This is a genomic window from Sphingorhabdus sp., from assembly GCF_050921905.1.
In the GTDB taxonomy this organism is placed as follows: Bacteria; Pseudomonadota; Alphaproteobacteria; order Sphingomonadales; family Sphingomonadaceae; genus Sphingorhabdus_B.
The window spans coordinates 315,022-339,705 of sequence record NZ_CP050888.1; the positions used below are offsets into that span (position 1 = coordinate 315,022).

General features: G+C 58.6%; 20 protein-coding genes. 16 read left to right on the plus strand and 4 right to left on the minus strand.

Features of this window, described 5'->3' with window-relative positions; translation table 11 throughout:
- Position 1 precedes the first annotated feature (1 nt).
- The gene (locus tag HEQ18_RS01535) at positions 2 to 1,216 is read left to right on the plus strand and encodes an alpha/beta fold hydrolase (protein ID WP_432815251.1); all 1,215 of its coding nucleotides are present in this window, start codon (positions 2 to 4) and stop codon (positions 1,214 to 1,216) included.
- Between the two features lie 3 nt (positions 1,217 to 1,219).
- Here HEQ18_RS01535 and HEQ18_RS01540 read toward each other — a convergent pair whose 3' ends face one another.
- Entirely contained in the window at positions 1,220 to 3,136 is a 1,917-nt protein-coding gene (locus HEQ18_RS01540; protein WP_432815252.1) for a PhoX family protein, read from the minus strand.
- Between the two features lie 272 nt (positions 3,137 to 3,408).
- Between HEQ18_RS01540 and HEQ18_RS01545 the strand changes: the two genes are divergently transcribed.
- From HEQ18_RS01545 to hisI, 6 genes are all read left to right on the plus strand, one after another.
- Positions 3,409 to 5,433 (plus strand): M3 family metallopeptidase, encoded by a 2,025-nt coding sequence (locus HEQ18_RS01545; RefSeq protein WP_432815253.1) that lies wholly within the window; start codon positions 3,409 to 3,411, stop codon positions 5,431 to 5,433.
- The gene (locus HEQ18_RS01550; protein ID WP_432815254.1) at positions 5,430 to 7,229 is read left to right on the plus strand and encodes a M14 family metallopeptidase; all 1,800 of its coding nucleotides are present in this window, start codon (positions 5,430 to 5,432) and stop codon (positions 7,227 to 7,229) included. Before HEQ18_RS01545 ends, HEQ18_RS01550 begins: the two co-directional genes overlap by 4 nt.
- Before the next feature lie 22 nt (positions 7,230 to 7,251).
- Positions 7,252 to 7,989 carry a superoxide dismutase gene (locus HEQ18_RS01555; RefSeq protein ID WP_432816026.1) on the plus strand — a complete coding sequence of 246 codons (738 nt, stop codon included), beginning with the start codon at positions 7,252 to 7,254 and terminating at the stop codon, positions 7,987 to 7,989.
- Positions 7,990 to 8,098: 109 nt separating this feature from the next.
- A complete protein-coding gene (locus HEQ18_RS01560) occupies positions 8,099 to 10,135 on the plus strand; it encodes a TonB-dependent receptor (protein WP_432815255.1) in 2,037 nt (678 codons plus the stop codon).
- Positions 10,132 to 11,322: a CobW family GTP-binding protein gene (locus tag HEQ18_RS01565; protein WP_432815256.1), complete on the plus strand. Its 1,191-nt coding sequence runs from the start codon at positions 10,132 to 10,134 to the stop codon at positions 11,320 to 11,322. Before HEQ18_RS01560 ends, HEQ18_RS01565 begins: the two co-directional genes overlap by 4 nt.
- 221 nt (positions 11,323 to 11,543) lie before the next feature.
- Complete coding sequence (gene hisI, locus HEQ18_RS01570; protein ID WP_432815257.1) at positions 11,544 to 12,014, plus strand: phosphoribosyl-AMP cyclohydrolase; 471 nt, start codon at positions 11,544 to 11,546, stop codon at positions 12,012 to 12,014.
- Here the strand turns inward: hisI and HEQ18_RS01575 are convergent.
- Entirely contained in the window at positions 12,011 to 13,099 is a 1,089-nt protein-coding gene (locus HEQ18_RS01575) for a succinylglutamate desuccinylase/aspartoacylase family protein (RefSeq protein WP_432815258.1), read from the minus strand. The genes hisI and HEQ18_RS01575 overlap by 4 nt on opposite strands.
- Positions 13,100 to 13,161: 62 nt before the next feature.
- On the opposite strand from HEQ18_RS01575, the gene HEQ18_RS01580 reads away from it, so the two are divergent.
- From HEQ18_RS01580 to HEQ18_RS01610, 7 genes are all read left to right on the plus strand, one after another.
- The gene (locus tag HEQ18_RS01580) at positions 13,162 to 15,300 is read left to right on the plus strand and encodes a S46 family peptidase (protein WP_432815259.1); all 2,139 of its coding nucleotides are present in this window, start codon (positions 13,162 to 13,164) and stop codon (positions 15,298 to 15,300) included.
- Between the two features lie 179 nt (positions 15,301 to 15,479).
- Positions 15,480 to 16,874 carry a cysteine--tRNA ligase gene (cysS, locus tag HEQ18_RS01585; protein ID WP_432815260.1) on the plus strand — a complete coding sequence of 465 codons (1,395 nt, stop codon included), beginning with the start codon at positions 15,480 to 15,482 and terminating at the stop codon, positions 16,872 to 16,874.
- The gene (gene yidD / locus HEQ18_RS01590; RefSeq protein WP_432815261.1) at positions 16,871 to 17,095 is read left to right on the plus strand and encodes a membrane protein insertion efficiency factor YidD; all 225 of its coding nucleotides are present in this window, start codon (positions 16,871 to 16,873) and stop codon (positions 17,093 to 17,095) included. The genes cysS and yidD overlap by 4 nt, the downstream gene beginning before the upstream one ends.
- Complete coding sequence (locus tag HEQ18_RS01595; RefSeq protein WP_432815262.1) at positions 17,095 to 17,538, plus strand: Fur family transcriptional regulator; 444 nt, start codon at positions 17,095 to 17,097, stop codon at positions 17,536 to 17,538. The genes yidD and HEQ18_RS01595 overlap by 1 nt, the downstream gene beginning before the upstream one ends.
- Positions 17,535 to 17,804, plus strand: a complete 270-nt coding sequence (locus HEQ18_RS01600; protein ID WP_432815263.1) for a hypothetical protein — start codon at positions 17,535 to 17,537, stop codon at positions 17,802 to 17,804. The genes HEQ18_RS01595 and HEQ18_RS01600 overlap by 4 nt, the downstream gene beginning before the upstream one ends.
- A 9-nt stretch (positions 17,805 to 17,813) precedes the next feature.
- Complete coding sequence (locus HEQ18_RS01605) at positions 17,814 to 18,941, plus strand: iron-containing alcohol dehydrogenase (protein WP_432815264.1); 1,128 nt, start codon at positions 17,814 to 17,816, stop codon at positions 18,939 to 18,941.
- 146 nt (positions 18,942 to 19,087) lie between these two features.
- Positions 19,088 to 19,813: a hypothetical protein gene (locus HEQ18_RS01610; protein WP_432815265.1), complete on the plus strand. Its 726-nt coding sequence runs from the start codon at positions 19,088 to 19,090 to the stop codon at positions 19,811 to 19,813.
- A 531-nt stretch (positions 19,814 to 20,344) separates the two neighbouring features.
- Here HEQ18_RS01610 and HEQ18_RS01615 read toward each other — a convergent pair.
- Positions 20,345 to 21,538 carry an IS91 family transposase gene (locus tag HEQ18_RS01615; RefSeq protein WP_432815266.1) on the minus strand — a complete coding sequence of 398 codons (1,194 nt, stop codon included), beginning with the start codon at positions 21,536 to 21,538 and terminating at the stop codon, positions 20,345 to 20,347.
- 3 nt (positions 21,539 to 21,541) lie between these two features.
- A complete protein-coding gene (locus HEQ18_RS01620) occupies positions 21,542 to 22,441 on the minus strand; it encodes a tyrosine-type recombinase/integrase (RefSeq protein ID WP_432815267.1) in 900 nt (299 codons plus the stop codon).
- Positions 22,442 to 22,715: 274 nt separating this feature from the next.
- On the opposite strand from HEQ18_RS01620, the gene HEQ18_RS01625 reads away from it, so the two are divergent.
- Both HEQ18_RS01625 and HEQ18_RS01630 read left to right on the plus strand, forming a co-directional pair.
- Positions 22,716 to 23,633: a DNA N-6-adenine-methyltransferase gene (locus HEQ18_RS01625; RefSeq protein ID WP_432815268.1), complete on the plus strand. Its 918-nt coding sequence runs from the start codon at positions 22,716 to 22,718 to the stop codon at positions 23,631 to 23,633.
- 244 nt (positions 23,634 to 23,877) lie between these two features.
- Entirely contained in the window at positions 23,878 to 24,678 is an 801-nt protein-coding gene (locus tag HEQ18_RS01630) for a hypothetical protein (protein ID WP_432815269.1), read from the plus strand.
- Positions 24,679 to 24,684: the final 6 nt, after the last annotated feature.

Below are 24,684 nucleotides of genomic sequence, written 5' to 3' on the forward strand. Positions count from 1 at the left end.
CATGGTTTCTCGGAAAGTAACAGCATTGGCGATAGCCATTTCGGCTTTCGTCGCGCTATCCGGCGCAGCCGCAGCTGGCGAACCGGCTCTTCGCGGCGATGGCGGTGTTCCGGACTTCTATTCGTGGCAAAAACCGCTTCCGTCCAAGCCTGGAAAATTGCTTCGGCAGGAAGCACTTGCCGACAAGACCGCCTTGGAGAATGCCGGTCGTGCGGTTCGGATCCTCTACGCCTCTACCGATGGGCTTGGCGGCAAGGATCGCGTGGCAGTGTCGGGTGCGCTGTATCTTCCGAAGGGAAAGGCCCCGAAGGGCGGATGGCCGCTGCTGGCCTGGGCGCATGGCACCGTCGGGATCGGCGATATGTGTGCGCCGTCCTTCGCAGGACGCTCGCCGCGAGACATGACTTATCTGAACTTCTGGCTGGCCAAGGGTTATGCGGTCGTCGCCTCGGATTATCAGGGCTTGGGTACGCCCGGCGGGCATCCGTATCTCGCAACGCGGCCCGTGGCGTATAGCGTGCTCGACAGCATTCGTGCGGTCCAGGGCAAAACATTCGGCATCGGCAAGCGCACGGTGCTGATCGGCCAGTCTCAGGGTGGAGGTGCTGCATTTGCGACAGCAGGCATCGCGCCCGCTTACGCACCCGAACTTGACATTGCAGGGACTGTCGCAACCGGAACGCCCTATTTCAGAGGCGATAGCGAGGCGGCGCTCGATGCCGCGCGCCCGGCTGACATGGTCGATCCGTTGCTCGCCTATAATTTCTACTTTCTGTCGCTTCAGGAGCAGGTCGATCCCGCCTTTCGTATCGAAGATCATGTCACCGACAAGGCGCTGCCGGTCGCCAAAGCGGCTGCGACCCAATGTTTCCTTGACGTCGCACGCGCTTCGGTGGGTGCAGGCCTGACACGTACCAATGCCTTCAAGGCCGATCCCGCGCTTGCGCTCGCCAAATATGCGGGCATCTTGGGCTTTCCAACGCTTAAGGTCACCTCGCCGGTCTTCATGGGCATCGGCGGCAAGGACCGCGATGTCCCGCCTCAAATGCAGCTCGCACTCAAGGCCGATGCCTGCAAAGCAGGCACGCGGATCGAGGCGCACGTCTATCCGGACGCCGACCATAGCGGTGCAGTCAATGGATCGACGCGCGAGTCGTCAGAGTTTGTGCGTCGCGCCTTCGCCGGTGAGGCTATTGGAGGAAACTGCGCGCATTAGCGGTTATCCGCCAATAGGCCCGCCATCGTCGCGCATGATCGCGACAACGCTTGGGCGAGGCGGTTGTCCGTCCTTGAAATCCGGCCAGCGTGTTGTCGGATTTTCGAAGGTTGCGGTGTTCGTCCCCGTGCCGTCACCCGGATGCTGAACCGAAACGAACAATGTGCTTCCCGAAGACGTAAAACGAGGGCCGCACAGTTCGGCGCCGACCGGCGTGCGGAAGAAAGCGCGACCGGTTGCACGGCCCGGCCCATCGGTTTCCATCGCCCACAGACCGTCGGCGGCGCCAGTATCGTCATTGCCATCGGTTGCAACCCATAGTCGGCCCTTTGGATCGATGGCACAATTATCGGGACTGCCGAACCAGCCATTGGCGCTCGTCGCTGGATTCCATGTGGCACCGACTGCGGCATCGGACGGATCGCCGCAGCGAACGAGAATTTCCCAACGCGAACGGGTTGCGGTGAAGTCGCCATCAGGTTCGATAATTTCGATGATATGGCCGTTTTTGTTGACGGCACGCGGATTGGCGGCGTTCACCTGATCCGCGGTTCGCCGGTCGTTATTGGTGCACATCACCCAGACGCGGCCGCTGCGCGGATCGGGCTCGACATCTTCGGGCCGGTCCATCGGCGTGGCACCCAAAAGATCGGCGGCGCGCCGTGCCTCGATGACGACGTCGGCTTGCGATCCAAAACCATTGTCTGGCGTGAGCGGACCATGCCCGAAAATGAGCGGAAGCCAGTCAAGGGCGCCATCGGCGTCGAAGCGGGCAACATAGAGCGTCCCTTCATCGAGCAGGTCCCGATTGGCAGCCTTGCTGCGTGGGTTGAAGCGGCCCTTGGTGATGAACTTGTAGACATATTCAAACCGTTGGTCGTCGCCCATATATAGGACGACGCGGCCGTCGGATGCGACAACGCTTTCGCACCCTTCATGCTTGAACCGGCCAAGCGCCGTCCGCTTCTTCGGGGTCGATTGCGGGTCCATCGGATCGATTTCAACGATCCAGCCGAAGCGATTGGGTTCATTGGGTTCCTTGCCGATGTCGAACCGATCAAAGTAACGACCCCATTGAAACCAGCCGCCCGGCACACCCATTCTTTTGTGGTTTGCAGTTTCCGGATGCCCTTTAGGCAGACTGCCCATAAAGTTCCCGTTGATGTTTTCTTCCGCCGTCACATAAGTCCCCCAGGGCGTGATTCCACCGGCGCAGTTGTTCATCATTCCGGCCGCCAGCATGCCTTTCGGATCGGCAGATGTTCGCATTCGCGGATGTCCAGCTGCCGGTCCCGTGATTTGCATCGGTGTCGTATCGGCGGTGACTCGCCGGTTGAACCGCGACCCCCTCACGACTGACCAGCGCTTTCCGGTGCGTTCGACCTCGACGATGCTACCACCATGCGCCGCCATCTCTATCTCGCAATGCGCGCGCGTAATCGAATGCGGGTAGTTGCTGGCGACGCCTGGAAACATCAGCGGGGTCGAAGTGTACTCGTGGTTGACGCACAGCAATGCGCGCTCTTCGGCATCGCCGCGCGGCAACGGCACGACCCCAATAAAGTCGTTATTGTAACCGAATTGCCTGAGCTGCGCCGTCGGAGTCTGAGCCATCGCATCGAAGCTCGGGCTGTCCGCAAACAGGGGATCGCCCCATCGTATGAGGACATCGGCACTATAGCCAACGGCAACATGGTGCGTGGTATCGAGGCCCCGTGCAATTTCCCGAAAGGAGAAAGGCGTATGTGCCAGAGCAGGAGTAGTCTCGAGACTTGGCCTTACACAGCCGCCAACCGTTAGCGCCGCGAGCCCACCGAGCATGGTGCGTCGCGACAATCGGAGTGCGATCACATCGTCAAGCGTCGTTGCGCCGCGTTCCACCATCGGATTCACTGGAAGGTTTTCGCTTTCGTCGATCACACTTTGCTCCTCATTCTTGCATCTTTCACTACGGCATCCGGCCAGTCTTGTCCCTCGTCGAACGATGATCGCATTTCGTCGAAATCAATTTCGGTGGACAGGGTTCGAACCTTCACGCAATGATACATCATATCATGGGTTCGAGCTAGAAGGTCAAATGTTCAATGATCCGCATCGTCAAATCAGTTTCGCTGTTGGCTCTCGCAGCCCCTCTCTGTGCGCTTCCGATTTTTTTCGCCCCAACTGCCCAAGCGGCAAAGGCAGCGGCGCAAGTGGCAAATCCGCTTATAGCGGCTTGGACTTCGCCCGACGGCGTTCCACCTTACGACCGGATCAAACCCGAGCATTTCATGCCTGCGTTCGACAAGGGCCTTGCCGAGGCGCGGCAAGATATTGCGCGCATTGCATCGAGCCGGTCGGCTCCGACATTTGCGAACACGATCGAGGCGATGGAAAAATCGGGACGGTTGCTGTCGCGTGTCTCAGCGACCTTTTTCAACCTCAGTTCGGCCGATGCAAAACCCGAAATCCAGAAGATCGAAGAAGCGGTTTCGCCCAAACTGACCAAGTTCAACACCGAAACCTATCTCAATCAAAAGCTGTTTGCTCGCGTCGATAAGCTCTACAAGTCGCGCGCCACGCTCAACCTCGAACCGGAACAATTGCGTCTCCTCGAAGAGACGCACAAGAGCTTCGTTCGCGCTGGTGCGGCATTGCCGCTTGAAAGCCGCGTCCGTGTCGCAGAGATCAATCAGGCGTTATCAGCGGCAGCGGTCAAATTCGGACAAAATTTGATCGCCGACCAAAAGGCCGGTGATGTGTTTCTGACACAGGCAGAGGTCGCCGGTTTATCGCAAGAGGCGCAAAAGTCTGCCGCCGCCGGTGCTGAAGCGGCGGGACGGAAAGGCGAATATCTGATCAAGGCAACACGCTCCGCTGTCGAACCCTTCCTGTTTTCGGCCAGCGATCGCGCGGCTCGCGAGAAGGTATTCCGCGCTTTCACCATGCGCGGCGAGAATGCCAACGCCAATAACAATCTGGCGCTGATCCGCGAAATGCTGACGCTTCGTGCGGAGCGTGCGAAGCTGATGGGCGCGAAATCGCACGCCCACTTCATTCTTCAAGACTCGATGGCCAAAACGCCAGATGCGGCAATGGGGTTGCTCAAACAAGTCTTCGAGCCCGGCCTCGCAATGGCTCGCGAAGAGGAAAAGGCGCTGCTTGCTATTGCGGCTAAGGATGGCATCACCACGCTTGAGCCATGGGATTGGCGTTTTTATGCCGAGCAGGTGCGCAAGGAACGGTTCAATCTAGATGAGGCGGCACTCAAGCAGTATTTCCCGCTCGATGGCATGGTCGATGCCCTGATGGAAACCACGACCAAGCTCTATGGCCTGACCTTCCATCCGCGCCCCGATATTCCGCCCTATGCGCCGGGCGTGAAGGTTTGGGAGATCCGTGAGGCCGACGGGACCAAAGTCGGCCTGTTCTACGGCGACTGGTTTACCCGCGATACGAAATCTCCGGGGGCATGGATGAATTCCCTGCGCGAACAAAGCACACTGCTCGGTGAGTATGCAATCGTCGTGAACAACTGCAACTATACGCCGCCTGCGCCCGGCGAACGCGCGCTGATCTCGCTCGACGATGCCGAGACTTTGTTTCACGAATTCGGCCACGCGTTGCATGGCCTGTTGAGCAAGGTGCGCTACCCGTCGCTGTCCGGAACATCGGTGTCGCGTGATTTCGTCGAGTTTCCAGCGCAGGTTTACGAACATTGGATTGCGGAACCGCAAATTCTGCGCCGCCACGCCAAAAATGCAAAGGGCGTAGCAATCCCTGAAGACATGTTGCAGGCTCTGCTGAAAGCCCGCACTTTCAATCAGGGCTATCTGACCACGCAGCAGCTTTCTTCGGCGATTCTTGATATGGAATTGCACAGCATGGCATCCTTGCCCGCCGACTTTGATGCTGCAGCTTGGGAGAAGCAGCGTCTGGCGCAACTCGGCGTGCCACATGCGGTTGGGATGCGGCATCGGCTGCCACACTTCAGCCACATCTTTGATGGTGGCTATTCGGCGGGCTATTACGCGTACACTTGGGCCGAAGCGATGGATGCAGACGGTTTCGAGGCGTTCAAAGAAAGCGGCGACGTCTTCAACCCGGTTCTCGCGAAAAAATTGCGAACGGAAGTCCTTGAACGCGGCAACAGCCGCGATCCGGCCGCAAGCTATATTGCGTTCCGCGGGCGGATGCCGAACGCCGATGCACTGTTGCGCAATCGCGGGTTGAAATGAGGCTCTTGCTGGCCGCGTTGCTGCTCGCGGCATATCCTGCGACGACGCTAGCGCGGGGCGATGCGCCGATAGAGGCCCCGCTTCCCCCGCTTGCGCCCTGGACGGGCGCCAGCGAGAGCTTGCCGGTCAAGCCCGATCATCTGTGGGCTACGCCGGGCGAGAAAACAGGTCTTGTTGAATCGCCAAATTATGCCGACACGGTGGCATTTGTGCAAAAGATGGCCGCTGCGTCACCATTGCTAAGTATCGAGACCTTCGGCCGAACCCCGCAGGGTCGTGACATGATCGCGGTCGTCGCGCGCAAGCCCGGGACTGCAAAGAAGCCAGTGCTGCTGGTCCAGGCGGGTATTCATTCGGGCGAGATCGATGGCAAGGATGCGGGCCTGATGCTGCTGCGCGACATCGCGTTTCGCGGCAAGGACAGGTTGCTCGACAAAGCTGATCTCGTGTTTGTGCCGATCTTCAACATCGACGGCCACGAACGTGCGTCGCGTTTCAACCGTCCCAACCAGCGCGGCCCGCTGGTGCAGGGCTGGCGAACAACCAGCCTGAACCATAATCTCAACCGCGAATATCTGAAGGCCGATGCGCCGGAGATGCAGGCGATGATCGGCCTGATCCGCAAATATGACCCGGCACTCTATCTCGATCTGCATGTGACCGACGGCACCGATCATCAATATGATGTCGCCTTTGCCTTTGCCGGATGGGACGGCCTCTATGCCTATTCGCCAGCCATTGGCACGTGGCTGGATAACAGTTTTCGCCCCACCATCTCGAACGCGCTGGCGAAAGCCGGGCATGTGCCGGGCTATTATGTGAGCGCCGTGGACAATCGCGATCCCTTGAAGGGTATCTCGCACGATGCCGACACGCCGCGTTTTTCCACAGGCTATGGCGATCATGCGCGTATCCCGACGGTGCTTGTGGAAACGCATTCGCTCAAGCCGCACCGGCAGCGGGTGCTGGGCACCTACACACTGGTTGAACGGGCATTACAGCTGGTTGGCGATGATCATGCCAAACTTGCTGCTGCGATATCAGCGGATCGCGCGGCACGACCGACCAGCATCACCCTGACCTGGAAACCGATTGAAAAGCCGATCAAAATTATTCCGTTCCGTGGCATTGCGCACGAAAGCTACAAGTCTGAAATATCGGGACGCGATGAGATACGCTGGTTGGGCAAGCCCGTCATGCAGCAAATGCCGGTGTTTGGCGTAGAGCCTGACCGCATCAACGCGCTGCCGGTCGCGTGGTGGGTTCCTGCCTCTGCCGCCGACGTGATTGCGCGCATGAAGCTGCACGGCATCCAGATGGAAACGATTAGCACCGCGCGGACAGTACCGCTCGATATGGTCCGCTTGGTCGAACCAAAACTGGGAGCAGCGATCGAAGGGCGAGTCCCCCTTTCGGCGAAGGAGTATAGGCATGAGCGCCGCGAAGAGCTTATGCCTCCCGGATCGGTTCGTGTCGTGTCGGCGCAGCCATTGGGATTGCTGGCAGCAGCGATGCTCGAAGCCGAAAGCCCCGATTCCTTCCTTGCCTGGAATTTCTTTCCCGGCATTTTGCAACGCACCGAATATATTGAAGGCTATGTAATCGAGCCAATGGCCGCCGCAATGCTGGCGCGCGATCCGGCGTTGAAAGCTGCATTCGACAAGCGATTGGCCGAAGACAAGGCGTTTGCGGCCAATCCAACCGCGCGCCTCCAGTGGTTTTACGAACGCTCGCCTTATTATAACGAACGATATCTCCTTTACCCCGTGGGCCGAGAGATCGCCGCCACGCCATGATGACAGTGAGGAAAAACCCATGATGACATCAACGCGTCTTGCCGCCGCTATTCTGGTCGCGTCGGCTGCCCCGCAACCCATTCTCGCCCAATCCGCCACAGCGCCGACCGTTCAGTCTGCTCAGGCCCAGGTGCAAGCGTTCACGCTCGATCCGCTGCCTTATCCGTTCGATGCGCTGAACCCGGTGATCGATACCCAGACAATGACGCTGCATCACGGGCGGCATCACAAGAGCTTTGTGGATGCGCTCAACAAGGCCGCAGCCGAAGATTCCGCCGTGCGCGGTCAGTCGGTCGAGGCGCTGTTGGCGAAGGCCAGCAAACTTCCCGTTGGCATCCGAAACAATGCCGGTGGACATTGGAACCACCGTTTCTTTTGGGAAACAATGGCTCCGGCCAGCCGCAGCGGCGCACCATCGCCTGCATTGGCGGCAGCAATCGACAAGCAATTTGGCTCGCTCGATCAGATGAGGGCGGCGTTCAAAACAGCGGGAACGGGGCGGTTCGGCTCGGGATGGGTGTGGTTGATTGTAAAGCCGGACGGGACGCTCGCCATCATCTCCACCCCCAACCAAGACAATCCGCTAATGGATCTGGCCGAAGAGAAGGGCATTCCAATCCTTGGCAATGACGTCTGGGAGCACGCCTATTATCTCAGCTATCAAAACCGACGCGGCGAATATCTGGACGCGTGGTGGCAAGTTGTGAACTGGGCAAAAGTGTCTGACCGCTTCGCCAAAGCGGCGGTTCCGAAGCGATAGGCCAGCCAGTCACGGAGCAAATGCTTGCATTTTGAATGATATGATATACTGTCTCATTTCACCATCTGCGTGCCCACGCGGTTCGCCACACCAAACCCAAGGAATTTCCATGTATCGCTTCATTCTGCTCGCCAGCGCCAGCCTATTGGCGGCCCCCGCGCTTGCCGAAGAGGCAACGGCAGACGCCGGGGAAGGCGATGCCGAAATCATTGTCACCGGGGCTTTTCAGCGTGATCTGCGCGATTCCTCTTCCCCAGTCTCGGTGGTCGCCGAAGCCGAGTTGCAGCGCGATCTTCGGCCGCAACTCGGTGATGCACTGGCGACGCAAGCAGGCGTCTCGGCAACCAGCTTTGGGCCGAATGCCTCACGCCCGGTCTTACGAGGCTTGCAGGGGGAACGTGTTCGCATCCTGACCGATGGGATAGGGGCATTCGATGTCTCGAACACCTCGGCGGATCACGCTGTCGCCATCGATCCGCTGCTTGCAGACCGTATCGAGGTGCTGCGCGGCCCGGCATCAATGCGGTTCGGGTCTTCGGCTATCGGCGGGGTGGTCAATGTCCTGGACAAACGAATTCCGACTTCGGTTCCCGATGACGGCGCGCTGTTTGAATTGACCGGGTCATATGGCTCCGCAGCGCTGGAACGGGCCGCTGGCGGTGCAGTGACAGCGGCCATTGGCGATGATTTTGCCGTTCGGGCGGGCGGAGCCTATACCGAAACCGGCGATTTGCGAACTGGCGGCTTTATCCTGTCGCGTGATCTGCGCGCCGATGCCGCCGCCAGTATCGATCCCGATATCCGCGCACTCAGCACGCTTCGCGGCAGACTTCCCAATTCAACCGGCGAGACCAAGAATGCCAGTGTCGGCGTGGCGCATATCAACGACGGCGGCAATATCGGTATCGCGTTGACCCGCTATGAAACCACTTATGGCCTGCCGATCCGTTTCGACCTTAGCCCGGGTGCCGAGCAAGAGGCTGTATCCATCGATGCCAAACAGACCCGCGCCGATATCCGCGCCGGGGTGAACATCCCGTCCGGCTTCTTCGAATCGCTCAACTTGCGCGGCGGCTATGCCGATTATGCCCATGTCGAGAAGGAAGCGGATGGCGCTATCGGCACTTTGTTTGCCAATGAAGGCTATGAGGCGCGCGCTGAGCTTCGCCAGCGCAAGCGCGGCGGCTGGCAAGGCGTAAGCGGCGTGCAGACCTTTTTCCGCGACTTCCTTGCGGTCGGCGCAGAAGCCTTCGTGCCGCCGAACCAAACCGATCAGACAGGTATTTTTACCTTGCAGGAAATCGAGGCCGGGGCTTTCCGTTTCGAATTTGGCGGCCGGATCGAAAAGACCAGCATTCGCTCGCAGGATGTAGGGTTTGATCGCAGCTTCACGGCGCGGTCTGCCGCTGCGGGGGTGTTTGCCGATCTGGGGGACGGATTCAAATTGGGCCTTAACCTCTCGACGACAGCGCGTGCGCCAGCGGCCGAGGAGCTGCTCGCCAATGGCCCGCATGTCGGAACGCAATCCTATGAGATTGGCGACCCGAGCTTTGGGATCGAGCGCGCTCGCGGCATCGAACTGATCGCCCGCGCGGGTGGCGACGGGTGGAGCGTTGATGCGGCGGCCTATGTGACGCGGTTCAAGGGCTATATCTACGAATTTGAAACCGGGGCCGTCATCAACGATTTGCCCGTTTTCCAGTTCGCTCAAGCCGATGCACGTTATGAAGGCGTCGAGGTTGAGGCACAGGCGCAATTGTTCGAACTGGGTGAAGTCCGGATTTCGGCAGACCTGGTCGCTGATGCCGTACGCGCAAAAATTGATGATTTCGGGCCAGCACCGCGCATCCCGCCTTATCGGGCGCTGGTCGGCGTAAATGCCAGCGGCACAAAGTCGAACGCGCGCGTCGATGTGGAACGAACAGCAACGCAGAAGCGGGTCACCGGTTTCGAATCGAAAACGCCCGGCTTTACGCGCGTCAATCTCAGCGCAGACTGGCAACCCTTGGCGGACAAGGATTTCAGACTTTCGCTATCAGCGAACAATCTGTTCAATGTCGATGCCCGCCGCCATGCCAGCTTCCTGAAAGATTATGCGCCGCTTGCCGGGCGCGATTTTCGCATTTCGATAAGGACGGCGTTATGACCGGGCTTCTCACCGAACGTATTCCCGTCACCATTCTCACTGGCTTCCTCGGTGCGGGCAAGACGACGTTACTCAACCGGCTGATCCGGTCGCCAGACCTAGCCAAGACGCTCGTCATCATCAACGAGTTCGGGTCGATCGGGCTCGATCACGATCTTGTGGCGCGCAGCAATGAGGATGATACCATCGTCGAAATGTCGAGCGGCTGCCTGTGCTGTACGATCAAAGGCGACCTTCAGAGAACGCTAAAGGATGCGCCGTGGCGCTATGCGCGTGAAGGACAGTGCTGGTTCGATCGCATCGTGATCGAGACCACGGGTCTCGCAGATCCCGCTCCAATCCTGCACACGCTGATGTCCGACCACAGCCTGAACACTCTATATCGGGTCGATGCCGTGGTCACGCTGGTCGATGCTGCGACCGCGATGGCAACGCTCGATGCCCAAGCTGAATCGGTGAAGCAGATTGCCGTCGCCGACCGGTTGCTGCTGTCAAAGACCGATCTGATCGCCGAAAGCGAAAAGGAAGCAGTGCTTGCGCGGTTACGGTCGATCAACCCCGCCGTTGAGCCGATGATTGTTGTCGCAGGCGACATCGCCCCGGCGCGCGTGCTGACGGGCACCAGCTTCAACCCCGATCTCAAGACCAGCGATGTGCGCGATTGGCTCAAGGCGGAGGCTTATCACTCTGGCGGTCACCATCATGGCCACGACCACCATGATCATCACCACCATCACGACGTCAACCGGCACGGCGATAACATTCGATCAGTCTGTATCACGATCGACGAACCGCTGTCGGCAGAAGTTTTCGATGGCTGGCTCGATCTTCTGGTCACTTTCAACGGACCGAATGTTCTAAGGGTCAAGGGTCTTGTCAATCTCGTCGAGTTCGATGGCCCGGTCGTCGTCCACGGCGTGCAGCACATCTGGCACCCGCCAGTGTTTCTCGATGCCTGGCCGAGTGAGGACCGCCGCACACGGATTGTTTTCATCACCCGCGACATTGGCGACAAGGAATTGAGGGACTTGCTTGCCTTCGTAATGGCAAAAGCCAAGGGTGTGAATGTCCTAGGCCTCGATATGCTCTCTGATCCAGCCGACGCCGCGATCATAAATCGTGCTTATAATATCGTTGATGAGGGACGATCATTACCCCCTCATACGGCGACAACGGCTGAGGTTTAGACTATGACAGCTCCGCTCATTCCCCGCACCTACGCAGAATGGAGGCACTGCATAACAGTCCTGTGCGCCATTCCCCTGACGCGTGACTTTATTGCTAAACGGTTGAAGGCGCTTGACGACGAAAGCGATTTCATGACCCAAAAATATCGGCAAGTTTGGGGCGAGAAGCAACTCCAACAGACACGCCAATGGTTTGTGCAAGCACAGCAGGAGTTGTCCGAATGATTCAGTTCGCACAACGCGACAGCGTCGAACAGGTCGAGCTTGGTCTTGCTTTGGCACCCAAGTTCGACGCCGATGGCCTGCTGCCTGCCATCGTGATCGATGCGGCGAACCAGCAGGTTCTCATGCTTGGCTATATGAACGCGGACGCACTTGAAAAGACCATATCAACGCGGCTCGCCCATTTCTGGTCACGAAGCCGTCAGTCGCTCTGGCGGAAAGGCGAACATAGCGGCTTTGCCCAGCGCGTCGATAGGATGCTCATCGATGATGATCAGGATGCCGTCATTCTCTACGTAGCCGTCGATGGGCCGGGGAGTTGCCATGTCGGCTTCACGAGCTGCTTCTATCGCGCGGTTGATTTGGCGGGTGGCGAAACCCGGTCAGTCGCGCTTGCGATGATCGAGGATGCTCCCGCTTTCGATGCGGCTGCCGTTTATGACGGGCTCGCAAACCCAACGCGGCTTTAGCAACCCTTGCGGCATTTGGGATCATCCGACCAGAAGATAATCCGCGCGACCATGTCTCCAGGGTCGCGCAACGGGGTCGTCGCAATGGTGTGAATCCTCCCGCTGACAGGTGCGGTAATTGTCTCAATTGTCGCCCCAAATGCATCGCTTACGGTTCCGATAGCTTCGCCTTTTTCGACCGTCGCGCCCAAGGATTTGCTCATTCGAACAAAACCGCCATTTTCGCTCCGCACATTGACCAGATCGTTGCCGATAAAGGGCGGCACGACATCGGGGGGTTCAGCGGACCGCGCGATCATCTTCATGTCTGCCATCAGCCGCAAGATTCCGGCGACAGTGCGCTTCACAAGCACGGGCTGAAACTCCTCGGGCCTTCCCAGTTCGAGAGTAATGGCTGGAACACCGTCCTTCACCATTTCGGTTTCGAGCGTGCCCTTTTCGCCGGGGTCTAGCTTGATGACGTCAGGGCCGATCAATTCAGCAATTTCCCGCGCACGGGTCGATCCGGCAAAAGCAAACATCTCATAGGCGGTCCCGCGCGACTGGGTATGCAAATCGACGACGGTGTCTGCATTGGGGCGGAGCAGCGCAGTCCAAAGCCGGTGGGCGTACCGATCCGCGGCATCTGCGCCTTCGCCGGTTTTGCCGGGCATCAACCGGTTGAGATTGGCGCCAGCACCATCTTCGCTCGGCGTAAATCCGCGTGTCTTTCGCATCAGGCCAGGAATGTTAAGCCCTGGAACAGCAATGACCGTTCCTGCAAGTTGAGCAGGCTCGATTGATCCAAGCAATTGATGGATGACATCGATGCCGTTGAGTTCATCGCCGTGCAAAGCCGCTGTCAAAAGCAAACGCGGCCCGGGACGCACGCCCTTTACGACAATGACCGGCACATGCCATGCTTGACCAATTGATGTGTCGGCAACGCGAAACCAGAATCGATGTACGACACCGCTTTCCAGATCCTTCGTGTCCAACTGGTCGATAACCCGTTTTGATTGGAAAACATCTCCCATATACCGGGTTTCGGCATTGGCTGACGATGCAAGCAAGAGGAGCGAAAAGGCAGCGGCGCGATACTTCATCCTTGCCTGATAGTCCGGCGGTGCATATGCAGCAATGATATAGTGTATCAGTTGAGGTGCGTATGCGTGTAAAACTGTTGGGCGGTGCCGCTCTGTCTCTTTTTTTCTGGTCCGGTGCCGCGTTTGCGGAGGAGGGGATGTGGCTGCCCAGTCAGACTCCGGCGCTTGGGGAAAAGTTGAAGGCCGCAGGGCTGGAACTTGACCCTGCCGATCTTGGCAAGCTGAATGTCGCGCCGCTCAATGCCATCGTGTCGCTCGGCGGTTGTTCGGCTGCGTTTTTGAGCCCACAAGGTTTGGTCGCTACAAATCACCACTGCGTTTACGGATCGATCCAATATAACTCGAAGCCCGGGCAGGACTATCTGACCAACGGCTTTCTCGCCAAATCGAACGCCGAAGACCTTCCCGCTGCACCGGGTTCGCGTGTTTTTGTGATTGAAGATTTGCGCGACGTGACCACAGCCATGAACAAGGGCGTGACCACCAAACTCGACGGCCTTACGCGGTTCAACCGGCTTGAAGATAACCGCAAGGCGCTGATCGCAGCCTGCGAAAAGCAGCCCAATCGTCGCTGCGACGTCCGCCCTTATTTTGGCGGGCAAAGCTACTTTCTTCAACAGCAGCTTGAGATCAAAGATGTCCGCTTGGTCTATGCGCCAGCTGGCGGGATTGGTAATTTCGGGGGCGAAACCGATAACTGGCAATGGCCACGGCACACGGGCGATTTTGGACTTTATCGCGCATATGTGGCGCCCGACGGCACCTCTGTGCCTTTTGCCAAGGAAAATGTCCCCTACAAGCCGAAAGCGTGGCTAACCATATCTCAGAAGCCCCTCGCCGAAGGTGACTTCGTCATGGTCGCCGGATTTCCCGGCGTGACTCATCGGCATTGGACCGCAGCCGAAGTGCGTCACAATTTTGAGGCGGTCTATGCCATCGACCAGCAACTTCGCGCCGACTATTCGGACGCGATCAGCAAGGCGACAAGCGGCAATGAAGCCGCAGCGATCAAATATGCCTCGATCCTGAAAGGCTCGGACAATTACAAGAAGAAATTGCTGGGCGAGATTGCCGGGGCAGATGCGATCAATCTGCTAGGCCGCAAAGACGCGGCCGATGCGGAATTTCGCCAATGGGTTGCTGCCGATGCAGCGCGAACCGCGAAATATGGCAAGCCGCTTGCCGATCTCGATGCGCTGGTAAAGGAAGCAAATCAAGCGCGGGTGGACAATCTTCGTCTAGGAACACTCAATCGTGCACAGCTCCTGTCCGCGGCCCAACAGCTTTATCGCTGGGCCAAGGAACGAGAAAAGCCCGATTCACAAAGGGAGTCCGGTTATCAGGATCGCGACCGGCTGCCGGTTCGTGAAAGGCTGACGCAGATCGAGCGGCGCTTCGACGCGAGCGTCGATCGTAAATTGCTCGAACAGGCGCTTGGGGAATATCGCAAAGTGGATGCTGCGAAGCGCAACACTGCGCTTGAGGCAAAGCTGGACAGGATCGGTGTTGACGCGCTTTATGCGACAACAAAGCTCGGTGATACGGCAACGCGGCTGGGGTGGATGGATAAATCGGCAGCGGAGTTCGAAGCGTCAACCGATCCCTTCATCCAGCTTGCGGTTGCAGCCTATGCAGGCACGATATCCGATGAACAAAAGGCCAAGACGCGCGCCGGCAAAATGCAGGCTGCGCGTTCGGCGGTAATGGCGGGACAGCTTGCTTTTGCAGCTGAGCAGGGGCGCACGCTTTATCCGGACGCCAATGGTTCGCTCCGTTTCACCTATGGCCACGTCAAGGGGAGGGCGCGTGATGGCTTGATCTGGACGCCGTTTACGACTGCGGAAGGGCTGGTTGCCAAGCAGACCGGCAAAGGCGAATTCGACGCCCCCGACGTGGCCATTGCCAAGCTGAAGGCGCGCGATTTTGGCAGCTATGTGGACCCGAAACTCGGAACCCTGCCGGTCAACTATCTTTCAACAGTCGATATCACTAACGGCAATTCGGGGTCGGCGACGTTAAATGCGCGCGGTGAATTTGTCGGCCTGGCGTTTGACGGCACATTGGATGGAGTCGTGTCCGACTGGTCCTACGACTCCAGCATAAACCGCACCATTCACGTCGACAGCCGCTTCATGCTGTGGACGATGGAGAAAGTCCATGGTGCCCAGCGACTCCTCACCGAGATGGATGCAAAGCCCTAGCACAGCGCACCTCAGGGCGAGTGACAGCCGCTACACTTGCACATCACGATAGTGCCGCGATCCCCATCGCCACGCGGGGGTGTCAGCGTTCACGTGATCATGCAAAATTTTGAGCGTCGAAAGAGAGTATGAGATGATATAATGTTGCATCTTGGATACTCAGATGGTTTACTACACTGGTGCAAGAACCGTTGCCTGTCCTGTGGCTGACCAACAGCCTTTCCCGCCGCAAGGAGGCGTTTCAGCCTGCTGATCCCGTGCATGTGACGCTTTATGTCTGCGGCCCGACTGTGTACGACTACGCCCATATCGGCAACGCACGGCCGGCAGTGGTCTTTGACGTGCTCGCCCGGTTGCTGCGCAGCCGCCATACGCGCCTTACCTATGTCCGCAACTTCACCGACGTTGATGACAAGATCAATGCGGCAGCGGCTGCGGCGGGCGTGCCGATTGCGAGTGTCACCGACCGTTTCATTGAAGCCTATCAAGCCGATATGGATGCACTGGGCGTGCGCCCTCCGGACCATGAGCCGCGGGTCACCGATCATATCCCAGGCATAATTGCGCTGATCGAGCGGCTGATAGGTCGGGGCCATGCCTATGTGGCGGAGGGCCATGTGCTCTTCGATGTGTCGAGCTATGTCGCTTATGGCGCGCTTTCGGGCCGGAGCCGCGATGAGATGATCGCAGGCGCGCGCGTCGAAGTAGCCCCGTTCAAACGCGACCCTGCGGATTTCGTGCTTTGGAAGCCGTCTTCGGAAACCCAGCCGGGCTGGGCTTCGCCCTGGGGACGGGGAAGGCCAGGGTGGCACGTCGAATGCTCGGCGATGATAGAGGACAAGCTCGGCGTCGGCATCGATATTCATGGCGGCGGGCAGGATTTGATCTTCCCGCATCATGAAAATGAGATCGCGCAAGGAACGTGCGCGAATGATGGTGCGCTTTATTGCCGCTATTGGCTGCACAACGGCTTTGTGACCGTCGATGGGCGAAAAATGTCGAAGTCGCTCGGGAATGTCCGGCTGGTCCGCGATCTGCTTGCCAAGGTGCCGGGCGAGGCGCTGCGTTATGCACTGCTGACAGCCCATTACCGCCAGCCACTCGAAATCAACGACCGCGTTCTCCTTTCCGCAAAGCGCGCGCTCGACCGGCTTTATCGTGCCGTCGAAAATGAGCCCGTTGCGGCGGGTTCAAGTTCTACGCTGGAGGACAATCCGGTTGCGGCTGCACTTGCGGACGATTTGAACACTCCAAAAGCGCTGTCCTCGCTGTTCGCGCTCACGCGTTCATTGCAATCGGAACGCGATCCGGTGCGTCGGCAGAGCATTGTTGCGACTATCCGCGACGGTGCGGCGCTTCTGGGCATAATGCAGCATGATCCAGCGGTGTGGTTTGCCCACCATGAGGCCGCGAACGACGATGATGATGAGATTATCGGCTTGGTTGCCGCGCGCGATCTGGCCCGCGCAACACGCGACTTTGAAACGGCGGACAGGTTGCGAAATGAGCTGTCGGCGCGCGGCATCAGCGTCGAGGATCGTGATGGCCAAAGCAAATGGCGGAGACTTGCATGAAGACAGCGATCATTGGCGTAATCCAGCTATACCAGCGGTTCTTATCACCGCTGCTTGGCGCGAGTTGTCGTTTCTCCCCGACCTGTTCGGCCTATGCCGTCGAAGCAATTCAAATACATGGTGCCGTCAAGGGAGGGCTGATGTCTGTCTGGCGCATCCTGCGCTGCAATCCCTTTGGAGGTCATGGCTACGATCCGGTGCCACCGGCGGGGACACGATAATGCTTCAGGCAACTACGCCAGAAACCGCCCAGAGTATGCCGGTCGCTCAGACAAGGCGCAGTAGGACAGAGCTGGAGGATATGGTCCACGAAACGATCAAATCCGCCAACGCGCCGATTGGCGCTTACCAGATCGCAAACCGGCTGACGGCATCGGGCAGGGCAATCGTGCCGAACCAGGTTTATCGGGTTCTGAAACGGCTGCTCGACGCCGGGCTGATCAGAAAAATCCTCAGCCTGTCTGCCTTCATGCCCGCGAACAGCGTGGGCGATGCCATGATTTGTATTTGTGCGGATTGCCATGCGACCAAGGTCATTCCGATCACCGACATTGTGGGGCGGCTGCGCGAGATTTCGGTGACACATAACATGAAGGTGCCCGAATATATTGTCGAAATCATCGGCCAGTGCGTCGGCTGTTCAAAAGGGCGAAAGCGGCAATGATCGGGGCCGATCCTGATCAGATTGCCGAGGCGTGTGACGCTGCCCATGCCATCGATGTCGGCAAAGCGCGCGAGGCCGTCCGGACTGGGATCGAGCAGGCTTTGGCGCTCTGGATTCCGACCATAGCCATCCGTGACGCCCTGATGGAAGAACTGGCATCGCTCGATCAATCGGGTGAACTGGGCCGCAGTCTTGCCGAGCATCTGCGCGCACTTGCCGATCGTCTTGAAGGTGCAACTCAATTTCCAAACCAAACTGCACATTAGGAGGCTCGATTGGCCCTGCTGACCTATCTCACGACAACCCATTTCGATTTCGGTGCGCTGAATCTGCTCTCTGGTGAAGTGTCGCGCTTGGGAATGAAGCGCCCTTTCATTGCGACTGACAAGGGTATTCGCGCAGCAGGGATACTCGACCGGGTGCAAGCAGCGCTTGGCGACGGGGCGAGCTTGGCGGTGTTCGACGATACCCCCGGCAATCCGACCGAGCGGGCGGTGCTGGCGGCGCTCGAACTCTATCGCTCCGAAGGCTGCGACGGCGTGATCTGCCTTGGTGGCGGGTCTTCGATGGACCTTGGTAAAGCGGTTGCACTGCTCGCTGAAAGCGGTGGCCCGCTCGCCCAATTTGACCCGCTCGCTGGCGGGCGGGGTAAGGTCGGCAATGTGGCGCCGGTCATTGCAGTTCCAACGACCGCTGGCACAGGCAGTGAGGTTTCGGTCGGTTTCGTGATCATCATGGAAGACGGCCGGAAGTTGACCTTTGCGCACCCGCACTTCATTCCCAAAGTCGCAATTTGTGACCCCGAATTGACGTTGGGGCTGCCACCTTTGCTGACGGCAGCAACAGGCATGGATGCAATCACCCATTGCATCGAGGCATTTTTGGCTCCGACGATCAACCCCCCAGCCGATGGTGTCGCGCTTGACGGATTGTGGCGTGGCTGGCGCGCCATTCGCCGGGCCGTGGCCAACGGCGATGATCGTGAGGCCCGCTATGCAATGATGATGGCATCCACCGAAGGCGCATTCGCTTTCATCAAGGGACTTGGCGCAGTCCATGCCATGAGCCATGCGGCAGGCCGGATCGAAAAGCTGCGCCTTCACCATGGCACGTTGAATGCGGTCTTTCTTCCCGCAGTGCTGCGCTTCAACGCCGAAACTTGCGCCGACAAATATGTTCGACTACGCCAAGCGATGGATTTGCCTCCGGGTGCCGATCTCGCCGAAGCCATCGAATCGATGAACCGCGAACTCGGCTTACCGTCCGGTTTGGCGGCTATGGGCTTGTCGAACGACGATATTCCCGAGTTGGCTAGCTACGCTGAGCGTGACCTGTCAGCCCTGTCCAATCCGCGCAAGGCTTCTGCCGAGGACTATGCCGCGATGATTGCCGAGGCAATGTGACAGGTGCTGCGGTGTATTCCCCGCGAATCTTGCTCAAAAAGTCTCCTTCACGCCGATCCCTTTCAAGACGGCTATAACCGCAAAGTGGTAGCGGTTGTTTCCACTACCCCTATTTCCATCTGCCGTGTGCTAACCGATAAGGGCATATGATTTTCCTGCGCCCGATCTCAGACCCTTCGGCCGCCATGCGCCATTCGCCGATGTTGCGTGCGATATGCCTAACCTTCGACTACGTCACGGAGAACGGGCCGATTGGCCTAACAACAACCCGCGCCCTGAAGCGCTATTTCGTCGAGTGGGCAGCGAAGGCATTTGAATGGCCGTTTTACACCGCCAAAGACCTATATGCCCTCAACAAGGTGCTCAACGAATGCGATTTCCCGCCGCTGGCACTGACGCATGACTTGTTGCTGAGCACGAAACTTGCGCGGCACAAGAATGGAGCCCTGCACTTGACCCGCCTTGGTAGGAAGCTGAGGGATGACCCCTCTGCTATGTGGGCTCTGCTTGCCGAGCGGTTCCTTTTCGCCACCGACCACAGCGGTTATACACGGTTCGGTGATCGACTGATCGGAAATTGGGACGTGTTTCTCAACGTCATCAATGTCGAAGCCCAACTGGGCGTAAGTGAAGATCGGCTGTGTCATGTGCTATACGGTCCTAGCGAAAGCCACGATGGCCATGACGCAATCCGAGTGAAGGCGGCTCTTTTCATTCATGTGCTTCGCCCATTGTGCTGGATGGGCTTACTCGAAGAGGTCCGCTCTGGGACAGGGCTCAAGCAAGAAGAGCATTACTTCAAAACCGGGATATGGCGCGAAGCCTTTAAGCTCGACACCGACAGTCAACTTGCCCTGGTGACGGAGCACTGAGGATGATCAACTCCATGGGAGACGCTGATCCAGCTGATCAAATTGAGGGATGGTACTGCGCTGAAAAACCCGAGAATGGCCGCTGGGTCGGTGAATCCGGCCCAAACGAATGTCGCGTTCTGAGCAGCCGATTTGCAAGGCGCAATGTCGTGAATGTCTCGTATGACGGGAGTGGCTTTGTTGTAAACGAACGTCCGCTTTCGCCGGTTTCTCAGTAAAAGCGGACTGTCGGCGCGTCGAAGGGTTTCGGGCGCCGGCAGGCGTACTAAACCCGGACAGGTACGACCCGCGGTGGTGGTCATTGCTATGGGGTTTTCGGTTTTAAGCTGTGCTGCACGATGTGCTCGGTCGCGGTACATTGCAGCCTTTGCACTGGTGCGTGCGCCATCTTTAGGCAGCTGTGACCCGAGAGCGAAGGCGTTTGCCAACATTGAGGGGTGATCGTGCTGGTCCGGTGGACGTAAGACACAAGCGTGGGCATTACCCGCGATACGGTCTGCGCGGGTTGAACTGCAGGCGGGCCATGCCGGGTCATGACACAAGCTCCCGGATCGGTGCTGGCGAGAATGGCGGTGCGCGTGGTTGCTGCCAACGTTCGAACGCCTCGATGATGACCATATGCCCGCCGCAGCAGGGACATGGCGGACGAGCATCCACCGGTTCGACAGGTTCAGCGTCGTCCGGTGGTGGTGCAACATCAAGCAGCAGGCGGGCACGCGCGATGCTGGCCTTGCGTGCGGAACCAGCAAGCAGCCCATAATGCCGGATGCGGTGGAAGCCCCTGGGCAGGACGTGGAGAAGGAACCGGCGTATAAACTCAGCCGTGGCAAGCGTCATGACGCGCTGACGCTCGGGGCCATCGCGGCGATAGTCCTTGAAGCGGAGGGTGACGCCTTGCTCGTCGAACGCGATCAACCGCCGGTTCGATATGGCGATCCGGTGGGTGTAACGCGACAGATAAGCAAGCACTGCTTCAGGTCCTGCGAACGGCGGCTTGGCGTAAACCACCCAGCGCTTCTTGCGAACGGGCGATAGATGGCGCCTGAACGTCCGGGCGTCGGCGAGCTGTGCCAGATGGCCGAAGAAGGCGAGCTTGCCGCATTGGTACAGCGCCATCAGCCGGGTCAGGAACAGCCGCCGGAACAATGCACCCAGAACACGCACGGGCAGCAGGAACGCCGGACGCGACGATATCCAGCGCGCGCCGTCATGCGCAATGCCGCCACCCGGCACGATCATGTGGACGTGCGGATGGTGGGTCATGGCCGACCCCCATGTATGGAGCACGGCGGTGATACCGATCCTGGCACCGAGATGCTTAGGGTCAGCGGCAATGGTCAGCATCGTCTCCGACGCCGCCTTGAACAACAGATCGTAAATCACCGCCTTGTTCTGGAAGGCGATCTCGGCGATCTCGGCGGGCAGCGTGAACACCACATGGAAGTAGCCGACCGGCAACAGGTCAGCCTCGCGCTCGGCAAGCCAGTTGCGTGCAGCAGCGCCCTGGCACTTGGGGCAGTGCCGGTTGCGGCAGCTGTTATAGGCGATCCGCCAGTGCCCACAGTCGGTGCAGGCTTCGATGTGACCGCCAAGGGCTGCGGTGCGGCAGTTCTCGATCGCCGTCATTACCTTGAGTTGGACAAGGCTCAGATGCCCGGCTTGCGCGACCCGGTATGCGGGCCCGGCAGCGCGGAAGATATCGGCGACCTCAAGTGAGGCCCGCACGGCTCAGCCGTCGGGTGCCCCCTGTTTGCCGGGGAACATCGCCAGCCTGTCGAGCGGACTGATCACGCTCTTGACTGTACGCGTTGCCACCCGGGTATACAGCGCGGTGGTCGTCAACTGGGCATGGCCGAGCAGCACCTGGATGATGCGGATATCGACGCCATCCTCGAGTAAATGGGTGGCAAAGCTGTGGCGCAATGTGTGCGGTCCAACCTGCTTGGTAATGCCAGCGGCATGGGCTGCTTCGGCGGCGATGCGGTGAACCTGCCGGTAGCAGATCGGCTTGAGATAATGCTGTCCCGGGAACAGCCAGCCATCGGGATGCATCACGCCTTGTTGGCGGCCAACCTTCCACCACTCGCGCAGAAGGAGCAACAGGTCGCCCGCGAGCATCGCGTTGCGGTGGCGGCCGCCCTTGCCGCACTCAACCCGAAGCAACATGCGTTCGCTGTCGACATCGCGGATCTTGAGCTTGGTTACTTCGGACGCGCGAAGGCCCGCACCGTAAGCGACCGACAGGATCGCCTGGTGCTTGAGGCTGGTCGTCGCGCCCAGCATCCGCGCAACCTCATCGCGGCTCAGCACGGTCGGCAAGGAACGCGCATGCTTTACCCGGTGGAGTTTGCGGGTCAGGTCCGGGCGATCGAGCGTCCGCGTGTAAAAGAACCGCAGCGCCGAGACCGCCGTGTTCATCGCCGGCGCGCCAAGTCCGGAGTCGCTCTGCTCGATCTGGTACCTGCGTAAGTCCTCATCGGCCGCGGTATCGGGTGGCCGGCCCAGCCAGGCAGCAAACCGCGTTACGTCGCGCAGGTAGTTGCGTTGCGTCGCGCGCGACAGGCGATGCAGCTTCATGTCCTCGATCATTCGCGCGCGCAGATGGGTGGTAGGGGTAATGTTGGTCATCGTTCGACTCCTCAGTTGAAGGGAGTCAAAGGGTCTGCCTCAAATCTCGATAGCTCAAGCCACGCGCGTCGAAAGTTAGGCTGTCACAACAGCTGGGCAAGCACCATTCCCGCGTCAGCGGGTTCGTACTCGTCCAACATTGCAGTCATTAGCGCGCCGAACAGATGTCGAGTGCCGCAGCAAGGTAAACTCATTCTTAAGCACCCGAACGCCCGTTGTCGGCCAAAACCGACCATGCTTGAGTGTTAAACAATGCTCAGTATATGATACCATTATGGATCACATATTAGTCAAAGAACTGAAAGAAGCGCGGCGTTCATGCGGGCTGTCTCAGGCAATGCTTGCGGCAAGGATTAATGTCGAACCACAAGTGATCAAGCGCTTGGAAGCCGGCATCGGGTCTGTGACCACGCTTGTCGCGGTCAAAGCGGCGCTGGACTTCCAGCTAAACGGTATCGGACCGGGCCGAACGCTTGGTGACCAACTAAAAGGTCGCCGACTAAGAAAGGGCTTATCACTCGAAGCATTAGCGAGGCGGACTAAGCTGTCTCGTGCGACCATTGCCAGTCTTGAACAAGGCAACGGGTCAGTGCGCAGCTTGCTGCGCCTGTTGTCAGTTATCGCACCCAATGCGCGGAGGCGCGCAAAGGAGCGGGCTTTCTGGGGCGCAGGCGACAAGTTTGACCGGGATAGCCGGTTTACGCCACCAGACTTTATGATGCATATCTATGCTGCCTTTGGCGAGATCGACCTGGACCCTTGCGCCCATCTTCTAAGCCCAGTGATTGCCGGCCGGCGTATCATACTTAGCGAAGGCGGCGACGGCTTGGTTGATGACTGGTCGGGGCGGCTGGCGTTCATGAACCCACCATTCTCGGCATTACTCATTTGGTTGAAGCGCGCGTTTGCCCAGTGGCAAGCGGGCAATATCGAGACAGTGGTCTGCCTTGTGCCCGTCCGCTCAGATTCAGCCTGGTTCCACGAAACACTTAGCCCCGTTGCTGACATCTATCTGCTACAGGGGCGCGTCCGATTTCTTGATAGTGAAGGCAAGGGGCAGCCGACACCATTCTCGCTCATGCTGCTGACATTGGGCGCATCGACAGAGCAAAGAATGCGCTTTGCAGCGCTCGTGCCAGGATTTTGGATGACGCGGGCGCAAGAAGTGGCTGTCTCGTCGTTGACGGCGTGATTGCCGCAAGTAGCCCAAGTGCATGATCACAGTGCGTCAATTTTGATCCTATATTCGCAGCATCACCGCTGAACGTATTATTGGAAAACGTGCACAACACGCGCCCACGCCGACGACGGTGCAGAACAAAAGAAAAAAACAAAAAGAGAAGGCAGTAAAAAAGATTTCCGGTTTGAGACCCGGAAGGAGTTGGAAAAATTGGCATGTCGCCGAGCTCCAGCCGGGTCTTGATAAGGAGACCATAATGCATTTCAGATCAACCTATACAAAAGCGCCAAGCCGCGTTGCCTCGCTTGATATCGAGACGCTGGCGCCGCCAGCGCTAGACGATAAATTTCCGCCATGGCCAACGCACCGGCCAATTGTGGCAAGCGTGCTAACGGCCGATCAGGCGGCCTATGGCGAGTGGACGTTCGGACTTCAAAGTATCACATTTGATGACGAGCGAGTAGCCATCATGCGGATTGATGAGCTGCTTGCTGGACGGCGCTGCGTAACATTCAACGGCAAGGGCTTTGATTTGCCTGTGCTGACCATGACAGCCATGCGGGCATCGGTCTTTGATTGTGACAACCTGACCAATGCATGGGTAGCAAACCGTAATAGCGGATCGCACATTGATGTCGCAGATCTGATTACCAACTTCGGATCGGCGCCGCGATCAAGCCTTGAGATGCTGTGTGAAAGTGCCGGGATCCCGGTGAAGAGCAACGGACATGGCGGCGACGTCGCTGACATGCTGCACGACGAAGGCATAGAAGCGGTCATGCGCTATTGCGAAGAAGATGTCACCTCAACGCTCGCGCTGTTTGCACTCGTTCAGGGCCTGCGCAGCAACGATCCTGCTTATGCCTCCAGCCTCATCGGCGACCTTGCCACCTGGATATCTAATAGCGGTCTTGCGCATTTAAACTCTTTTAGCTGCCTGTCGTGGAATACAGAGCGGGCTCGCATTCGCCTTCTGCACCGGGTGGATGAGGGTATTCGCGCACTGGAAGACCGTGCGACCACGGCATATTTCACCGAGAAGACGCTCGCCTTTTAAACTCCT

Excerpts from the sequence above, each read along its gene's own strand:
- HEQ18_RS01535 (WP_432815251.1), top strand. The coding sequence starts at position 2 with ATGGTTTCTCGGAAAGTAACAGCATTGGCGATAGCCATTTCGGCTTTC.
- HEQ18_RS01550 (WP_432815254.1), top strand. The coding sequence starts at position 5,430 with ATGAGGCTCTTGCTGGCCGCGTTGCTGCTCGCGGCATATCCTGCGACG.
- HEQ18_RS01555 (WP_432816026.1), top strand. The coding sequence starts at position 7,252 with ATGACATCAACGCGTCTTGCCGCCGCTATTCTGGTCGCGTCGGCTGCC.
- HEQ18_RS01560 (WP_432815255.1), top strand. The coding sequence starts at position 8,099 with ATGTATCGCTTCATTCTGCTCGCCAGCGCCAGCCTATTGGCGGCCCCC.
- HEQ18_RS01565 (WP_432815256.1), top strand. The coding sequence starts at position 10,132 with ATGACCGGGCTTCTCACCGAACGTATTCCCGTCACCATTCTCACTGGC.
- hisI (WP_432815257.1), top strand. The coding sequence starts at position 11,544 with ATGATTCAGTTCGCACAACGCGACAGCGTCGAACAGGTCGAGCTTGGT.
- HEQ18_RS01575 (WP_432815258.1), bottom strand. The coding sequence starts at position 13,099 with ATGAAGTATCGCGCCGCTGCCTTTTCGCTCCTCTTGCTTGCATCGTCA.
- HEQ18_RS01580 (WP_432815259.1), top strand. The coding sequence starts at position 13,162 with ATGCGTGTAAAACTGTTGGGCGGTGCCGCTCTGTCTCTTTTTTTCTGG.
- yidD (WP_432815261.1), top strand. The coding sequence starts at position 16,871 with ATGAAGACAGCGATCATTGGCGTAATCCAGCTATACCAGCGGTTCTTA.
- HEQ18_RS01595 (WP_432815262.1), top strand. The coding sequence starts at position 17,095 with ATGCTTCAGGCAACTACGCCAGAAACCGCCCAGAGTATGCCGGTCGCT.
- HEQ18_RS01600 (WP_432815263.1), top strand. The coding sequence starts at position 17,535 with ATGATCGGGGCCGATCCTGATCAGATTGCCGAGGCGTGTGACGCTGCC.
- HEQ18_RS01610 (WP_432815265.1), top strand. The coding sequence starts at position 19,088 with ATGATTTTCCTGCGCCCGATCTCAGACCCTTCGGCCGCCATGCGCCAT.
- HEQ18_RS01620 (WP_432815267.1), bottom strand. The coding sequence starts at position 22,441 with ATGACCAACATTACCCCTACCACCCATCTGCGCGCGCGAATGATCGAG.
- HEQ18_RS01625 (WP_432815268.1), top strand. The coding sequence starts at position 22,716 with ATGGATCACATATTAGTCAAAGAACTGAAAGAAGCGCGGCGTTCATGC.
- HEQ18_RS01630 (WP_432815269.1), top strand. The coding sequence starts at position 23,878 with ATGCATTTCAGATCAACCTATACAAAAGCGCCAAGCCGCGTTGCCTCG.